The sequence below is a fragment of the Rhodococcus sp. P3_B8 genome, from assembly GCF_056402775.1.
In genome coordinates this window covers 14,873-29,632 of the sequence record NZ_JBFUGT010000017.1, presented here as the reverse complement: position 1 = coordinate 29,632, position 14,760 = coordinate 14,873, and the positions used below count along the sequence as shown (strand labels likewise).

The 14,760-nt window shown below is 69.1% G+C and carries 16 protein-coding genes; 4 read left to right on the top strand and 12 right to left on the bottom strand.

Annotated features, from left to right (window positions below):
• Positions 1-15 precede the first annotated feature (15 nt).
• Positions 16-801 (top strand): crotonase/enoyl-CoA hydratase family protein, encoded by a 786-nt coding sequence (locus AC1D1G_RS09705; RefSeq protein WP_477951858.1) that lies wholly within the window; start codon positions 16-18, stop codon positions 799-801.
• 52 nt (positions 802-853) lie between these two features.
• The gene (locus AC1D1G_RS09700) at positions 854-1,753 is read left to right on the top strand and encodes a phosphatase PAP2 family protein (protein ID WP_477951856.1); all 900 of its coding nucleotides are present in this window, start codon (positions 854-856) and stop codon (positions 1,751-1,753) included.
• Here the strand turns inward: AC1D1G_RS09700 and AC1D1G_RS09695 are convergent.
• From AC1D1G_RS09695 to AC1D1G_RS09680, 4 genes are read right to left on the bottom strand one after another with little or no spacing between them, the layout of a single operon-like run.
• Complete coding sequence (locus AC1D1G_RS09695) at positions 1,722-2,879, bottom strand: alpha/beta fold hydrolase (RefSeq protein WP_477951855.1); 1,158 nt, start codon at positions 2,877-2,879, stop codon at positions 1,722-1,724. The genes AC1D1G_RS09700 and AC1D1G_RS09695 overlap by 32 nt on opposite strands.
• 49 nt (positions 2,880-2,928) lie before the next feature.
• Positions 2,929-3,879, bottom strand: a complete 951-nt coding sequence (locus AC1D1G_RS09690; protein ID WP_477951853.1) for an oxidoreductase — start codon at positions 3,877-3,879, stop codon at positions 2,929-2,931.
• Between the two features lie 27 nt (positions 3,880-3,906).
• Positions 3,907-4,974 (bottom strand): PDR/VanB family oxidoreductase, encoded by a 1,068-nt coding sequence (locus AC1D1G_RS09685; RefSeq protein ID WP_477951852.1) that lies wholly within the window; start codon positions 4,972-4,974, stop codon positions 3,907-3,909.
• The gene (locus AC1D1G_RS09680; protein WP_283332777.1) at positions 4,974-5,876 is read right to left on the bottom strand and encodes a metal-dependent hydrolase; all 903 of its coding nucleotides are present in this window, start codon (positions 5,874-5,876) and stop codon (positions 4,974-4,976) included. The genes AC1D1G_RS09685 and AC1D1G_RS09680 overlap by 1 nt, the downstream gene beginning before the upstream one ends.
• 219 nt (positions 5,877-6,095) lie before the next feature.
• On the opposite strand from AC1D1G_RS09680, the gene AC1D1G_RS09675 reads away from it, so the two are divergent.
• On the top strand, positions 6,096-6,785 hold the full coding sequence (locus AC1D1G_RS09675; protein ID WP_280782959.1) for a TetR/AcrR family transcriptional regulator: 690 nt from the start codon (positions 6,096-6,098) through the stop codon (positions 6,783-6,785).
• Between the two features lie 7 nt (positions 6,786-6,792).
• On the opposite strand, the gene AC1D1G_RS09670 is transcribed toward AC1D1G_RS09675, so the two are convergent.
• From AC1D1G_RS09670 to AC1D1G_RS09655, 4 genes are read right to left on the bottom strand one after another with little or no spacing between them, the layout of a single operon-like run.
• Positions 6,793-7,467, bottom strand: a complete 675-nt coding sequence (locus tag AC1D1G_RS09670) for a TIGR04282 family arsenosugar biosynthesis glycosyltransferase (protein ID WP_477951851.1) — start codon at positions 7,465-7,467, stop codon at positions 6,793-6,795.
• Positions 7,464-8,120, bottom strand: a complete 657-nt coding sequence (locus tag AC1D1G_RS09665) for a glycosyltransferase family 2 protein (protein ID WP_477951876.1) — start codon at positions 8,118-8,120, stop codon at positions 7,464-7,466. The genes AC1D1G_RS09670 and AC1D1G_RS09665 overlap by 4 nt, the downstream gene beginning before the upstream one ends.
• Positions 8,121-8,130: 10 nt before the next feature.
• The gene (locus AC1D1G_RS09660) at positions 8,131-9,198 is read right to left on the bottom strand and encodes an NAD-dependent epimerase/dehydratase family protein (protein ID WP_477951849.1); all 1,068 of its coding nucleotides are present in this window, start codon (positions 9,196-9,198) and stop codon (positions 8,131-8,133) included.
• Positions 9,195-10,001: an S-methyl-5'-thioadenosine phosphorylase gene (locus tag AC1D1G_RS09655; RefSeq protein ID WP_477951848.1), complete on the bottom strand. Its 807-nt coding sequence runs from the start codon at positions 9,999-10,001 to the stop codon at positions 9,195-9,197. Before AC1D1G_RS09655 ends, AC1D1G_RS09660 begins: the two co-directional genes overlap by 4 nt.
• Positions 10,002-10,021: 20 nt before the next feature.
• Here AC1D1G_RS09655 and AC1D1G_RS09650 point away from each other — a divergent pair, with 20 nt between their 5' ends.
• The gene (locus AC1D1G_RS09650) at positions 10,022-11,434 is read left to right on the top strand and encodes a hypothetical protein (RefSeq protein ID WP_477951847.1); all 1,413 of its coding nucleotides are present in this window, start codon (positions 10,022-10,024) and stop codon (positions 11,432-11,434) included.
• A 38-nt stretch (positions 11,435-11,472) separates the two neighbouring features.
• On the opposite strand, the gene AC1D1G_RS09645 is transcribed toward AC1D1G_RS09650, so the two are convergent.
• The 4 genes from AC1D1G_RS09645 to AC1D1G_RS09630 all read right to left on the bottom strand — a co-directional run bounded on the left by AC1D1G_RS09645 (position 11,473) and on the right by AC1D1G_RS09630 (position 14,648).
• Positions 11,473-12,141 (bottom strand): hypothetical protein, encoded by a 669-nt coding sequence (locus tag AC1D1G_RS09645; RefSeq protein ID WP_477951846.1) that lies wholly within the window; start codon positions 12,139-12,141, stop codon positions 11,473-11,475.
• A gap of 86 nt (positions 12,142-12,227) precedes the next feature.
• Entirely contained in the window at positions 12,228-12,887 is a 660-nt protein-coding gene (locus AC1D1G_RS09640) for a methyltransferase domain-containing protein (RefSeq protein ID WP_477951845.1), read from the bottom strand.
• Positions 12,884-13,396, bottom strand: coding sequence for a hypothetical protein (locus AC1D1G_RS09635; protein WP_477951844.1), 513 nt, complete (start codon positions 13,394-13,396; stop codon positions 12,884-12,886). Before AC1D1G_RS09635 ends, AC1D1G_RS09640 begins: the two co-directional genes overlap by 4 nt.
• A 1-nt stretch (position 13,397) precedes the next feature.
• Complete coding sequence (locus AC1D1G_RS09630; protein WP_477951843.1) at positions 13,398-14,648, bottom strand: molybdopterin-dependent oxidoreductase; 1,251 nt, start codon at positions 14,646-14,648, stop codon at positions 13,398-13,400.
• Positions 14,649-14,760 lie beyond the last annotated feature (112 nt).

Below are 14,760 nucleotides of genomic sequence, written 5' to 3'. Positions count from 1 at the left end.
GGAAAGGCGCACTCGATGACTTCCGACGTGGTACTCGTTCGCAAGGACGGCCCGGTCACGACGATCAGCCTGAACCGGCCCGAAGTCCGCAATGCCGTCGACCGGCCCACCGCCGAGGCGCTCGCCGACGCCTTCCGTGCATTCGACGCCGACGAGGACGCGTCGGTGGCGGTACTCCACGGCGAAGGCGGAACATTCTGCGCCGGAGCAGATCTCAAGGCGATCAGTTCCGGGACCGGGAACCGGGTGGCGCCCGACGGCGAGGCACCGATGGGCATCTCCCGGATGCGGTTGTCCAAACCGGTGATCGCCGCGATCGACGGGCACGCGGTGGCAGGCGGACTCGAACTGGCGCTGTGGGCCGATCTGCGGGTAGCCGGTGCGGACGCCGTCCTCGGAGTGTTCTGCCGACGCTGGGGCGTGCCGCTCATCGACGGCGGCACTGTCCGCCTGCCGCGGCTCATCGGGGAAAGTCGCGCGATGGATCTCGTCCTCACCGGGCGGCCCGTCGACGCCGACGAAGCCCTGAGTATCGGGCTGGTCAACCGGAAGGTCGCGGCGGGGGAGGCCCTCACCGCGGCCCGCCGGCTGGCCGCCGAGATCGCCGGCCTGCCCCAGGTGTGCCTGCGGCAGGACCGGTTGTCGCTGCTCGAGCAGTCGGGACTCACCGAGGATCAGGCCCTGCTGAACGAATTCCGGCACGGCGCAATCTCTCTGGCCAACGGGACGGTGGAGGGTGCCGCACGCTTCGCCGCCGGGGCAGGCAGGCATGGGGATGCTGCGCCCGTGAGTACTTATTAACGGCGGGCGGTTAATAAGTACTCACGGGCGGCGGCAGCACCTCCGGTGGGCGGTGTGGTGTGCGTACCTGCTCGCGCTGGCCGCCACGATCTACACGCTGGGGCTCCCCACCGACCGCATCTACCAGGCGACGTGGATCGTCGCCGGCCTCGTCGCCTTCACGATCGATCGGCCGTGGCAGGACCATCTGCGCGTGGTGCGGGACTGGTTGCCGCTCATCGCCGCTCTCGTCGTGTACGACCTCAGCCGGGGCGTCGCCCACGAACTCGGGATGCCGGTGCGGGCGGAGGAACTGGTGACCGTGGAGAGCTGGCTCTTCGGCGGCKCGATCCCCACGGTCTGGTTGCAGGACACCCTCCTACCCCCGACGGGCGAGCTGCCGTGGTGGACTCTGCTCACGGGAATCGTCTACACCAGCCACTTCATCGTTCCGTGGGTGGTCGCGGCCGTCTTCTACGTGTACTCGCGCGACCTGTGGTCGGGGTACATGCGGCGGGTGCTGCTGCTGTCGTATCTCGGTCTGGTCACCTACATTCTCCTTCCGTCCGTCCCGCCGTGGCTGGCCGCCGAGGGGGACGTGATCTCCGGCAGCGTGGGCCGCGTCGCCGGTTTCGGTTTCGGTGTGGTCCCCACGGATGTCGGTACGCGGTGGCTGGAGGCGCAGAGCAACCCCGTCGCCGCGCTGCCGTCCCTGCATGCGGCGTTCGCCCTGCTCGTGGCCGTCGCTCTCTGGCCGTTCGCGAGGAACGTGTGGTCGCGGGCGCTGCTGGTCGCGTACCCGCTCGCCATGGCGTTCGTGTTGGTCTACGGCGGTGAGCACTACGTCGTGGACGTGCTGGCGGGATGGGCGTATGTGGGACTGGCGGTCCTGCTGGCACGGGGGTGGGAGTCGCGCACGACGGCGTGGCCGGGCCGGGCCGTCACCGCCGGCCGCCCGCGACGTCGCTGGTGACCGACACCTCGTCGAGAATGGGCTGGAGGAAGGGCAGGATGCGGCCGACGATCGCCTCGTTGTACGCGACCGGTTGCTGGTTCGGATTCGCGTGACCGGTCCCGTCGAGCTTCGCCACCAGCAGCCTGCCGTCGGTCCCGCCGGACTGTTCGACGAGGATCTTCTGCGTGTAGTCGACGTCGACCACCGCGTCCTTCCACCCCGCGCGGGGACGCACGAAGACGATCCCGGGCCGCGGCTTGTCGTCCGTCTCCACCGCCAGCGACTTCAGGTTGTCGATCGCACCGGACGCGACGATGGTCTTGAACTGCGATTCGATCAGCCCGTTGCTCGCCACGTCCTCCGACAGGACCTTCTCGGTGAGGACCTCGTCGACGACGTCGCGGAACTCGTCGACGTCGACGTGCGGATACCAGTCCGACTTCGTGTCGAGGAACCTGCTCTGCCGGGCCGCGGTCTCCACGAGCAGGCGCATCGTCCGGCTCTCCCGCGCGCCGGGGAGCCAGCCGATCCACCTCAGCATGTCCTCGCCGCTGTCGCGGCTCCCGGCCCGGACGGCGTGCAGGTCCACGGGGGTGCAGTCGAGCACCACTCCGATGAGGTTGGCGTCCGTGTCCTCGTAGATGTGCTGCGCGACCTCCAGCGCGACGACGCCGCCCATGCTGTGCCCGGACAGGACGATGTTGTCGATGCCCTCGTCGGCCGCGCGGGTGGCGATCAGTTCGCTGATCACCTTGGTGTCGATACCGCCGTTGTCGTACTGGACCGCCCATACCCGCCCGATCCGGTCGTACGAGGACAGGGTGCGGGCGGTGTCGGTGGCATCCTTGTTGCCCAGTCCGACCAGGTCGACGACGGCGGTGTCGTGGTCGGCGGCCGACTGCGCGTCGTATACCTCGTGGATCTGTGGCTGGGTCAGCGCGAGTCGCTCGCGTTCGGGTTGCACGTCGTGCACCCAGTACTGTCCGCCGGCCAGGAGCAGGGGGACGGTCCCGAGCGCGACCGCGGCGAGGAAGCGCCGGGTGCGACCGAATTTCTGCCATTGGTGACCGAGCCGTGTCGCGTGCAGACGCGCCTTGCGGCGATCGTTGCTCCAGTCGGCCACGGTGGACGGATGGCGTGTCATTCTCTCCGACATCCACTCCGATGGTACGCGCGGAGGCAGAGTGGCCCTGCTACGCGCGAACGAGCTGGGAGTACTCCACCCCGGTCAGCTCGACGGACCTCTCCCACAGGGCCGCCGCGAGTTTCGTGTTCCGTGCCCCACCGGTGCGCGGCGAGCGCGCCACCGGTCCCCGAACCCCGAACAGTTGGTTCGGACCCAGGTAGTCGTCCGTGTGGACGTCGGGCATCGTCGCCGCGTACAGCTGTCCGAGCGCACCGTCCTTCTCGTCGTTGCCCACCACCCGCAATCCGAGGTGGGTCACGGCGAGAGCCCCCGGGATCGGCGGAACCATCGAGTCGAAGAGATTGGTGGCGGCGATGCCGGGGTGTGTCGCCACCGAGAGAAGTGGAAGACCCGCGGCTGCACTGCGCCTGGCCAATTCGCCACTGAACAGAAGGTTGGCGAGCTTCGACTGGTTGTACGCACCCATCCGGGTGTACTTGCGGCGGTCGAAGTTCAGGTCGTCGAGCACGATCCGGCCGCGGCGGTGCGCGATGCTCGCGAGCGTCACGACACGCGGTGCGGGAGCACCGAGGAGCGCCGGGAGGAGCTGTCCGGTGAGCGCGAAATGCCCGAAATGGTTTGTGCCGATCTGCAGTTCGAAACCATCGGTCGTGCGGCCGAAGGGAACGGCCATCAGTCCCGCGTTGTTGATCAGCACGTCGATCCGCGGTGCGACGCCACAGGCGTGCTGCGCCGCGTCGCGGACCGAGGTCAGGTCGGTGAGGTCCAGGGGAATCAGGTGGTGCTCGGCGTCGCTGCCCGCCTTGCGGATCCGGGTGAGCGCGGCGGCGCCGGTCTGCGGATTGCGGCACGCGAGCAGGACCGTCGCGCCCGCACCGGCGAGCGCCGTCGCGGCGTGGAGCCCGAGTCCGTTGTTCGCGCCGGTGACGAGGATCGTCCTGCCCCACTGGTCGGGGATGTCGCCGAACCCGAAGTGCCTGTTGTCGAGTGGTGTCATGAAGGAACCGTCTCCTCGGGAGGGTTGTCAGATATCCAGGACGACGCGCTCGCCCTGCGTGCGTTCGACGCAGAGCAGCATCTGGCCGGAGGTCCGGCCCTCGTGCTCCACGCGGACGGCACAGGTGCCGCAGAACCCCTGCCGACAAGAGAAGGCGAGCCCGGGACGCACGTCGGAGATCGCGTCGAGCGCCGTCCGGTCGGCGGGAACGACGACCACCTCGCCGGTGCGGGCGAGTTCGGCCTCGAACGGCCGTCCGTCGACGATCGGTGGGGGCGAGAACCGCTCGTAGTGGAATTCGGCACCAGGCGGCAGGGCGTCGTCGATCGCCTCGATCATCGGGATCGGTCCGCAGCAGTACACCGCGGACGTATCGGTCACCGCGCCGAGAAGCTCTGCTGCGGTAGGTATTCCGTCTCCGTCGTCGGTGCGCACCGTCACCCGGTCGCCGAACTCCGCGAGCTGGTCCAGGAAGGGCAGCGACTCCCGGTTACGGCCGGTGTAGACCATCGACCAGTCGAGGCCGAGGCGATGGGCAAGGCGCACCATCGGGAGGATGGGGGTGATCCCGATTCCGCCGGCGACGAAGTGGAGGCCGTCGGCGGTCGATCCGTGTCCGGGCAATGCCAGGGGGAACGCGTTGTACGGGCCGCGGACCTTCACCGAGGCTCCGGGGTGCAGGAGGTCGTGGACCTCGAGTGAGCCTCCGCCGCCGTCGGGAATGCGCCGCACCGCAATGGTGTACGCGCGACTGTCTGCAGGGTCACCGCACAGGGAATACTGACGCCGCCGCCCGGACGGCAGCTCGAGGTCGAGATGCGCGCCCGGCCGCCACCGGTCGAGTTCGCCGCCGGTGGGGGCGGTCAGCGTGAGGCTCACGACGTTCTCGTCGTGCGCCACCATTCTGCGCTCACGCACCAGCATTCGCCGGCTCCCGTCGCTGACCGGTGGGGTGAGGTCGGTGCGGTAGAGGAAGCGCAGCGACCGCATGTACGCGGTGGTGACACCGGCGACGGCACGCAGCAGCGGGTCGCGTTGCCGCCTCCCCCACAGATCACCCGGTACGGAGGTCGGTGCCGGATACGTCGGAGTCACTACGCCGCCCTCGCGGCCGGCGACTTGGCCAGGTAGGCGATCGCCTGCGCCGTGTCACCCTCGGCCTGCGGCGAGTACCGGGGGTTGAGGTATCGGAGCGCGCCCCGGAACAGGCTCGACAGTCCGGGCAGGGAACCGCGGCGCATCGCCGCGAACAACCCCATCCACAGCGAGAAGTAGCCGCGGTCGCGCATGGTCGGGTCGGCGTGCACGATGAACTTCAGCCCGCGCGTCATCACCACCAGAAACGCGAGATACGACACCAGCATCGCGAGGTTGCGGCGGAAGTACCCCACCCCGAAGTACATGGCGACGTCGTGAGCGACGTTGCGATGCTCGACCTCCTCCGCGCCGTGCCAGCGGTAGAGGTCGGTCATGCTCGGGTCGGCGTCGAAGTCCTCGAGGCGCGCGTTGAGGATCCAGTCGCCCAGGAACGCCGTCATGTGCTCGATCGCACCGATGAACGCGAGCCGTTCGACGAGTTGCTGACGCTGCGCGCGGGCGCTGCCCATCTCCCTGCGGCCCAGCACCTTCCGCATGAGGAATTCCGACTGCAGCACGAACGGCCGCGGATCCACGTCGTGTGCGTCCAGGAACTCGTACAGCACCACGTTGTGGGTCTCGGCGTGCATCGCTTCCTGCCCGATGAACCCGCGGACGTCGGCGCGGAGCCGGTCGTCGTTGATCAGGGGGAGCGCCTCGGTGAATGTCGCGCAGAACCACCGCTCCCCCTCGGGGAGGATCAGGTTGATCGCGCTGAGCGTGTGGGAGGCGATCGGTTCGCCGGGAATCCAGTGTAGCGGGGTCCGGGACCAGTCGAACTTCACGTTGCGTGCCTGCAGGGTCACGTCACCGGGGTCGACGTCGATCGCGTCGACCTTCTTTCCGTTCCGCAGTGCCATCAGTGATCTCCTCGAAGTCGGCTTCGGGCGAGGGGCGCCGTTCGGCCGCGTGGCCGCTGGTACCGCGAGTCACGATGAGCGTTACCCGCGGTTACGTTTTGTGCGAGTCGAGTGTCACACCGGCGAACTTCGGTGTCAACCACTACTGCCGTTGTCGGAACACGGTCCCGTACCCTGGGTATCGGCACAGGTCCAACGAGTATTCGGAGTCCAGGCGAAGTGGCAGAAACAGACACCCCGCGGTCGTGGGACCGGCGGGCACGCGCCCGTGAAGAGTTCATCGACGCCGCCTACCGGGTGATCGACACGCACGGCCCACGCCCGAGCATGAACGACATCGCCAAGGAGGCGGGGGCCACGAAGCCCCGGCTGTACCGGCACTTCGCCGACAAGGCCGACCTCTACAAGGCCATCGCCGACCGCACCACCCACGACGTCTACAAGCTGGTGGCGCCCAAGTTCAACTTCCTGCTCACCACACCGCACGAGGCGCTGAACCATGCCATCACCGGCTACGCCGAGGTGGTCGCCGAGCACCCGAACGTCTTCCGCTTCCTGGCGGACGGCGAGCTGAAACAGGACGGCGCGGGATCCGCCCTGTCCCTCGACGTCGAGCGCGACCTCACCGAGCGGCTGGCAGGCGTCGCGTCGACGATCTTCGAGTCCGTGTCCGCCGAAGTCTCCGACGTCCGGTTCACCGCCCGCGCGGCGGTCGGGATCATGGTCTCGACCACCGACCTGTGGCTCGAGTCGTCGAAGGGTTCCGCGAAACCGGACACCGAGTACTTCGTCGGCCAGGTGGCGCCCCTCGTGTGGGGCGTGCTCGACGCGTTCCTCCGTCGCAACGGGATCGAACTCGACCCCACCGAGCCGCTCTATCTCGCGCTCGCCCGCATCAACGCCCCGTGAGTACTTGTCAACCTCCCGTGGTTGATAAGTACTCACGGCGGAAGTGGCTGGACTCCGGGCAGAGGGCGGCGACCGGTGCGACGTCGGTCGCGTAGTCGACGTCGCGGAGCGTCGGCAGCGACAGCACCTCGGCGCCCGCCGCGAGGAGGGCCTCCCGGGTGAGGCGTCCGGTGTCCGGACTCGACGTGGGAACCGATCCGATCGCCTCCGTCGCCACGGCGTCGGGCACTCCGAGGATCCACCACCCGCCGTCCTCCGCGAGTCCGAGGACGCACCGGCCTCTCCGTTCGGTGAGCAGGTCCGCCGATTCGGCGAGCAGTACCGCCGTCACCTGCGGTGTGTCCATGCCGATCTGGAGTATCGGCAGGCCGAACGCGTCGAACGTGTCGGCGTGGGCGTTCACCAATCGCGCCGCGAAATTCTCACCCCGCTGCGGCAGCACCGTGAAACAGTCCAGCGCCGAGGCGATGTCGGTGCCCCGGACCGCCCGGCCGAGGTCGCCGGTCATCGCCACCACCCGCTGCGCGACACCCGCACCGGTGACGGCGTCCAGGGTGTCCAGCAGCGAGGCGGCGGCGAGGTCGGCGGCCCGGGCGTCGCCGACGTCCCGCGCGAGCCGGGTCTTCGCGAACCCGGGCACCGGCGCCTTCGCGACCACGAGTACTGCGACGTCGAGGCTCACCCGATCACCTTCCAGAAGTCGTGGACGGCGACGACGGTGCCCTTCAGCGAACCCGACACCTTCGACGCGCCGGCGGTGCGCGGCCGGTACGTGATGTCGTGTTCCACGACCCGCCAGTGGGCGCGGCCGGCGAGCACGAGAAGCTGCAGCGGATAGCCCGACCTGCGGTCGTCGACACCCAAGTCGAGGAGGTCCTGTCTGCGCACGGCTCTCATCGCCCCGAGGTCGTGGATCGGCAGCCCGTACCGGCGCCGGAGTCGTGCGGCGAGGACGGCGTTGCCGATCCTGCTGTGCAACGGCCACGTCCCACGCCGATCGGCCCGACGCCGTCCCACAGCGAGGTCGGCTCCCGAGCCCAGCGCGACGACCAGTCGCGGGAGTTCACCCGCGTCCATCGAGCCGTCGCCGTCCAGCACGCAGACCACCGGTGTCTGCGCCGCCAGCACCCCGGCGTGCACGGCCGAACCGTAGCCCGGGACGTGCTCCCGCACCACCGACGCACCGTGCGCCCAAGCGACCGCGGCGGTGTCGTCGGTGGAGTTGTTGTCCACCACCACCGTCCGGTAGTCGCGGGGCACCGCCGCCAGCACTCCGGGCAGGGATCCGGCCTCGTTCATGCACGGGATCACGACGGTGACGTCCCGCGCAGAGATCGGCTCGCGCTCAGACACGGGGAGGTCCCGCCGGCGCCGCGTCCCTCAGGGGTGCGTGCGCGAACGCCGCGATTCCCTCGGCGGGCATGATCTGCGCCCGGAATCCCAGCCGCTCCCGGGCCAGCCGGGGGTCGGCGACGATGTGCCGCACGTCGCCGGGACGGTACTCGCCGGTCACGACGGGTTCGGGCCCGCCGTACGAACGCGCGAGCGTCGCGGCCACCTCCCCGATCGTGATCGGTTGCCCCGAGCACACATTGAACGCCGAGAATCCCGGCAGCGCAGACTCGACCGCGGCCACGTTCGCCGCCGCGACGTCGTGGACGTGCACGAAATCCCGCGTCTGCCTGCCGTCCTCGAACACGTGCGGAGGGTCGCCGTTCTCGAGGGCGGAACGGAACATCGCGGCCACCCCGGAGTACGGGGTGTTTCGCGGCATGCGATCGCCGTACACGTTGTGATAGCGCAGAGCCGTCACGGAACCACCGGTGGCCAGTGCCCAGGCGAGCGCGTAGTTCTCCTGGGCGACCTTGCCTGCGGCGTAGAGACTCCGCGGCCGCAGCGGCGAGTGCTCCTCCACGAGTGCCCACTCGAGGGGCTCTCCCGTGTCTGGATCCGTCTCGTCGAAGATCCCCGCCGCCAGGTCCTCGGCCCGGCGGGCGGCCGGTTCCACGAACTCGCCCCGCCCGTTGTGGTACCGGCCTTCTCCGTAGACGACCATCGACGACGCGAGTATCAGCGTCTCGCAACCCGATTCGTGCATCGCGGCGAGCAGCGTCGCCGTACCGAGATCGTTGTGGCTGGCGTAGGCCGGGGCATCACGCACATCCACACCGGCGCCGACGACGGCGGCCTGATGACACACGACGTCCACACCCCTCAGCAGTTCGATCAGAGCGGGACGGTCGCGGACGTCGGCCCGTCGCACACCGTCCGGTGGTTCGACGTCGGCACCGTGCGCGGACGGGAGCAGAGCGTCCACGGCCACGACGTCGTGACCGGCTTCGATCAGCGCGACGTGGACGTGACCGCCGATGAATCCTGCTGCACCCGTGAGCAGTACGCGTGTTCCCGTCATGGTAACTCGATCGGCAGTGTCACACCCTCGTGGACGCGACAGGCTTCGCAGGGGCCCTCGGGGGCGGCGGCGATCGCGGACCGCACCAGCGTCTTCAGGGACCCGAGATTGCGCTGGAACTCGGCGAACACGTCCACTGCGCGTACCCCGGCGCCGGCCTCGATTCCCGCATCGAGGTCGGTGACCAAAGCGATGGTGGCGTAGCACATCTCGAGTTCCCGGGCGAGGACCGCCTCGGGGTGGCCCGTCATGTTGACGAGGGTCCAGCCCTGCCGGGCGAACCACACGCTTTCCGCCCTGGTCGAGAAGCGCGGGCCCTCGACCACCACCAGCACACCGCCCTCCACGGTGCCCGGCCGGGCGGCGGCCTTGCGCAGGTCCGAGCAGTACGGGTCGGCGAACTGGATGTGCACGCCGCCTCCGTCGAAGAAGGTCTGCGTGCGGCCGCTGGTGCGATCGACCAACTGGTCCGGCACGACCATCGAGCCCGGTCCGAGGTCCGGGGTGAGGCTCCCGGCGGCGCAGGGTGCGAACACCTGCCGCGCGCCCAGTGTGCGCAGCGCCCACAGGTTCGCGCGGTACGGGATGGTGTGGGGCGCGAATTCGTGCCGGGCGCCGTGGCGGGGGAGGAACGCCACCCGCCTGCCCTCCACGTCGCCGACCGTGATCGGGGCGCTGGGGTTGCCGTACGGAGTGTCGATCGTGACTTCCGCGGCGTCCTCGTCGAAGAACGAGTAGAAGCCGCTCCCGCCGATCACGGCGACGTCCGCGCGGGCCGGTTCGCGTGCACTCATTGCGGTCATGCAGTCAATCCTCCGTCGTTATGCTGGGCGCGAGTGCGACTTTCGCCGAAGGAGATGACGTCATCGGATCCCCGCAGCGCGCCGAGGAGCGGAATTTCCGGTACCACGACGTCGTGGGCGCCGCACTCGCCCTGATCCTGGTGGTGGTCGCGTTCGTCGTCCCGCGGCTGGGAAACGAGACGATCACCCCCATCGTCCACCGCACCGCGGAGAGTGTGCGGGACTTCGCGGACGCCGCGCCGCTGTTCGGGTTCCGCGACGTGCACGTCGGGTGGGGGACGCCGGTCGCCGTCGCCGTCGCGGCGGCGGTCGTGTTGTGGGGGCCGGGTCTGGCGCAGACGTTGGCGTGGCGTCGTCTCACGGTGGGAGTGGGGCTCGTGTCCGCCCTGTGGGCGATGGCGCTCGCGCTGGTCGACGGCTGGCAGCGTGGGTTCGCCGGGCGCCTGACCTCGACCGACGAGTATCTCCACGAGGTTCCTGGTGTCACGGACATCCCGGCGACGCTGCGTGGTTTCGCAGACAGAATCCTGGACCTGCAGCCCGATTCGTGGACCACCCACGTGTCCGGGCATCCGCCCGGTGCGCTCCTGACGTTCGTCTGGCTCGACCGGATCGGACTCGACGGCGGCGCCTGGGCGTCCGCGCTGTGCGTCGCGGTCGGATCCAGCGCCGGCGCCGCGGTGATCGTCGCCGTCCGTGCGCTCGGTGACGAGGCCATGGCTCGTCGCGCGGCCCCGTTCCTCGTCCTCGCACCCACCGCGATCTGGGTGGCGGTGTCGGCGGACGCACTGTTCGCCGGCGTGGTCGCGTGGGGCATCGCCCTGCTGGCCCTCTCGGCGACTCGTACAGTCCCGGTCCCCGCGCTCGTCGCGGTGGCGGCGGGTGTGTTGCTCGGCTTCGGTGTCTACCTCAGCTACGGGCTCACGCTGATGGCGATCCCGGCGGTCGCCGTTCTGATCATCGCGCGCACGGCCCGCCCGCTGGTCGGCGCCCTGGCCGGTGCGCTCGCGGTGGCGGCCGTGTTCACGCTGTACGGATTCTGGTGGTTCGACGGCTACCAGCTGGTGCAGGACCGGTACTACCAGGGCATCGCGTCGGATCGTCCCTTCGCCTATTGGGGCTGGGCCAACTTCGCGTCGCTCGTCTGCGCGGTGGGGTTGGCGGTGCCCGCCGCACTGCCCCGGGCGTTCGCCTGGTCGCGGGTGCGGGCGCTGTCGCCGGTTCCCGTCCTCGTGCTCTCCGCGCTGGCGGCGGTGGTGATCGCCGATCTGAGCGCGTTGAGCAAGGCGGAGACCGAGCGGATCTGGTTGCCGTTCGAAGTGTGGCTTCTCGCCGCCCCCGCACTCCTGCCGCGCGGAAGTCATCGGTTCTGGCTCGCGGTGCAGGCCGCCGGTGCGCTGGCCGTCAACCATCTGCTGTTCACGAACTGGTGACGGCCGGCGCATCCGAGGTGCCGTTCGGGGGCAGACGGTCACTTGGTCGCGATCGTGATGGTGGCGATTCCGACCAGCAACCCCGGCTTCACGGCGTCGGTCTTGAACGTCTCGTTCAGCAGTCCGGCCGCGTCCTCCGAGATCTTGACCTCGGTACCCTGCAGGATCGCGGTGTCGTTCGGGCCTGTCTGCAGCGGCTTCAACGTGCGGCCGTTGAGATCGAACAACACCGCATCGGTGGCCGCGGACGCACCGTTGACGCTCACGTCGCCGGTGAGAAGCGACGTGCCCGGGTCGATCGCGAAATCGGTGAGTTCGACGACGGTGCCGGGCGCCGCCAGCGACAATCCGCTCCCGTCGTGCATGATCTCGCCCTGTACGTAGGGGTCGACCGTGCCCGGCTCCCAGTACTTCACGTTGCCGCCGGTGATCGGGAAGCTGACCGATCCGTCGGCGAGGGCCGCCGTACCCACCACTCCGGGTGTGAGGCCGAGCGTCGTCAGGGCACCGGTGAAGCCGGAATCCAGTGCGACGGCGGTACTCACCCCGGTCAGGTCGTCGACCTGGGCGACGGGTGCGGGTTGCGTGGATGCTGCTGTGCTCACATTCGACGACGCATTCGAGTCGTTGCTCGAACACGCCGCGAGCGGGGTCAGGGCCAGGGTGCCGATGGCCGCCGCTACGAGTGCTTTTCGATAGTTCGACATGATGATCAAACAGCCTTTCCGGAGGAAGGGGGTGGGTGAATGTTCACTAGGTATTCGGTGCGACCTCGCCGGCGGATGGGAGCTCTTTACGCCCATTCCATCCGCACGAAGTACCGATTCGCGTGCTGCAGAACATCGATCACGCTCAGTCCGGCGGCGCGGGCGACCCCGGACACCGCCGCGACACCCACACTCGCCCAGGCGAACCATTCTCCGGCGAGATGCTCCGTCTCCCAGCGCAGTAGTTCGTGACGAACTCCTGTCGTGGTCGGCGGATCCACCTCGGCGATGACAATTCCGTTTGGTTGCAACAGTTCTCGCGCGCGGCTCAGTATCCGCACCGGCTCTCCGCCGATGCCGATGTTGCCGTCGGCGAGCAGCACCCGGTCCCAATGTCCGGACCGCGGAAGCGGTGCGAAGAGGTCGCGGTGCAGAGCGAGGCCGCCGCGGCGGATCGTGAGTTGGACTGCTGTGAAAGACGAGTCGACCCCCAGCGCCGTGACACCGGCCGAGACGAGTGCCGCGGTGAGGCGACCCGGTCCGCATCCGAGGTCCACGGTGGCGCCGTGACACCCGGTGAGCATCACGCGGTCCGCGATCCGATCGGAGAGGGTGGATGCGTCCCCGCCCATCCACCGGCCCACCGGCAGGGGTCGACGCGTCCCCCGGGCGTCGCGCACCCAGCACGGGAGACCCGCGGACGCGCGCCGCATCAGGAGGTCCGTGGAGACGTCGGTTCTCCTCATGGGTCGCTCACCGTGTCACCAGTCGTGCGGGACAAGGCGAGTCGCATGGCGTAGGCGACGGCGGACACCGCGAAGAACGCGGCGGTGAGCAGCAGCCAGCGTTCGAGGAAGGGTTCCTGCGTCAGCCCCGTCGCAGCGAGATACGCGTCGGCGCCCTGCTCGATGATCCCCGGCAGGAACAGCAGCAGCGTCAGACCGGACGCGAGCGCCGGCACGCGAATGTAGTTGAGTGCCGAAACCGACCGCGGTCGTGGAGTTCTCCTGCCCCGCATCGCGTTCAGCCCGGACGTCAGGGACCGGTCCGCGAGTGCGTACAGTGGAAACAGCACGAGGTCGTGCGCGATCACCGCGCCGAGGAACCACACGGCGATCGACTTCCACCACACGTCCTGATCCCACAGATTCTGCGGACCGACCACCGCCACCGCATATCCGGCGAGGGCGAACGTGAACAGCACGGCCAGCAGATGTAGCGGGTTGGCGCCGTAGAAGCGGGCGAATCGGCGCATCTCACGCCTCCCGGAATTCGATGGCCTGCACCCATTTGGTGTTGTGGACGCCGGGCAGGGCGGGAACGATGATCCGGGCGGGGTAGCCGTGGTCGAGGGACAGGTCCGCGCCGTTGACCTCGAGGGCGAGCAGGGCGGCGGCGTCGAGCACCTGATCGGATGTGAGCACCGCCTGGTTGAACGCCCCGGATCGTTCCAGCGACGTCACCTTCGCCGACGCGAACGCGGTCACCCCGGCGGCGTCCGCGAGGTCACGCAGTCGCACACCCGTCCACGTCTCGGTGGTGGACCATCCCTCGACGCACGCGATCGGAAGAGTCGCGGTGTGCGACGGCATGGCGCGCAGCTGACTTCGGCTCAGCTGCACGGTTTCCGCGCCACCCGTCACCGAGAGCCGCCAGGTGTCGCCGGTCTGCTCCGGGGTGATCTGCGCGGCTGCGGCGGTGCGGTTGATCTGAAAGTCGTTGGGACCGTCGCCGTACGAGCGGCCGCGGGGGAGAAGCAGCGCGGCATTGCGCAGGAACCCGCCGGTGGTCTGCCCGACCGACAGGACGGCGACAAGTGCGGCGCCGCCACCGACCAGGGCGAGGGCGCCGCGGCGGCTGATCGTGGGCGAGGTGGGGTCTTCGGCCACGAGGCCGTTCTCGTCCGGCGGTTCGGGGCGCGTGTCCGCGCGGGAGGTGCGCAGCACTTCACGCAACGACCGGGAACGCAGCGACCTCACCATCGGCGGCACCTTCAGGATCGTGTGCGTCACGAACCCGGCGATGAAGACCCACGCGCCCCAGTAGTGCGCCGTGTAGAAGTCGAAGCCGAAGATGTAGTCGTACTGGATGTTCAGCACCCCGGTGATGATTTCGAACAGCGCACCGCCGACCAGGGCGATCAGCGACAGACGTTCGAGCGCCTGCGCCGGCGACCGCACCGGCGGAAACACGAACAGTGTCGGGATCACCGACCACAGCTTGGCGARCACGATCGGCACCAGGATCAGTCCGAGCCCGACATGCAGCCCCTGCGTGAGCCGGTACAACCACGACGGCCGGGTGGGCCACGCGAAGTACGGAAGGTGCAGCCACCCGACGTCGCCGGGACGGGCCTGCCCGAACTGCGGACCGTACGCGATGTACGAGAGCAACCCCGTGACGATGACGACCGGAAGTCCGATCAGCAGGACGAGGCCGAACACGGAGGTCAGCCACGGTCCGCGCAGTGGACTGCGTAATCGTGGGCCGCGAGAGTGGTCGGTCATGGTGTATCAATCCCTCCGGCTCGATCATCTCGAGCCTCAGAGGTAATTCGGTGCCGCCGCCGTGCAGGACTGCTTCCCCCGTGAGTACTTATTAACCGCGGGAGGTTAATAA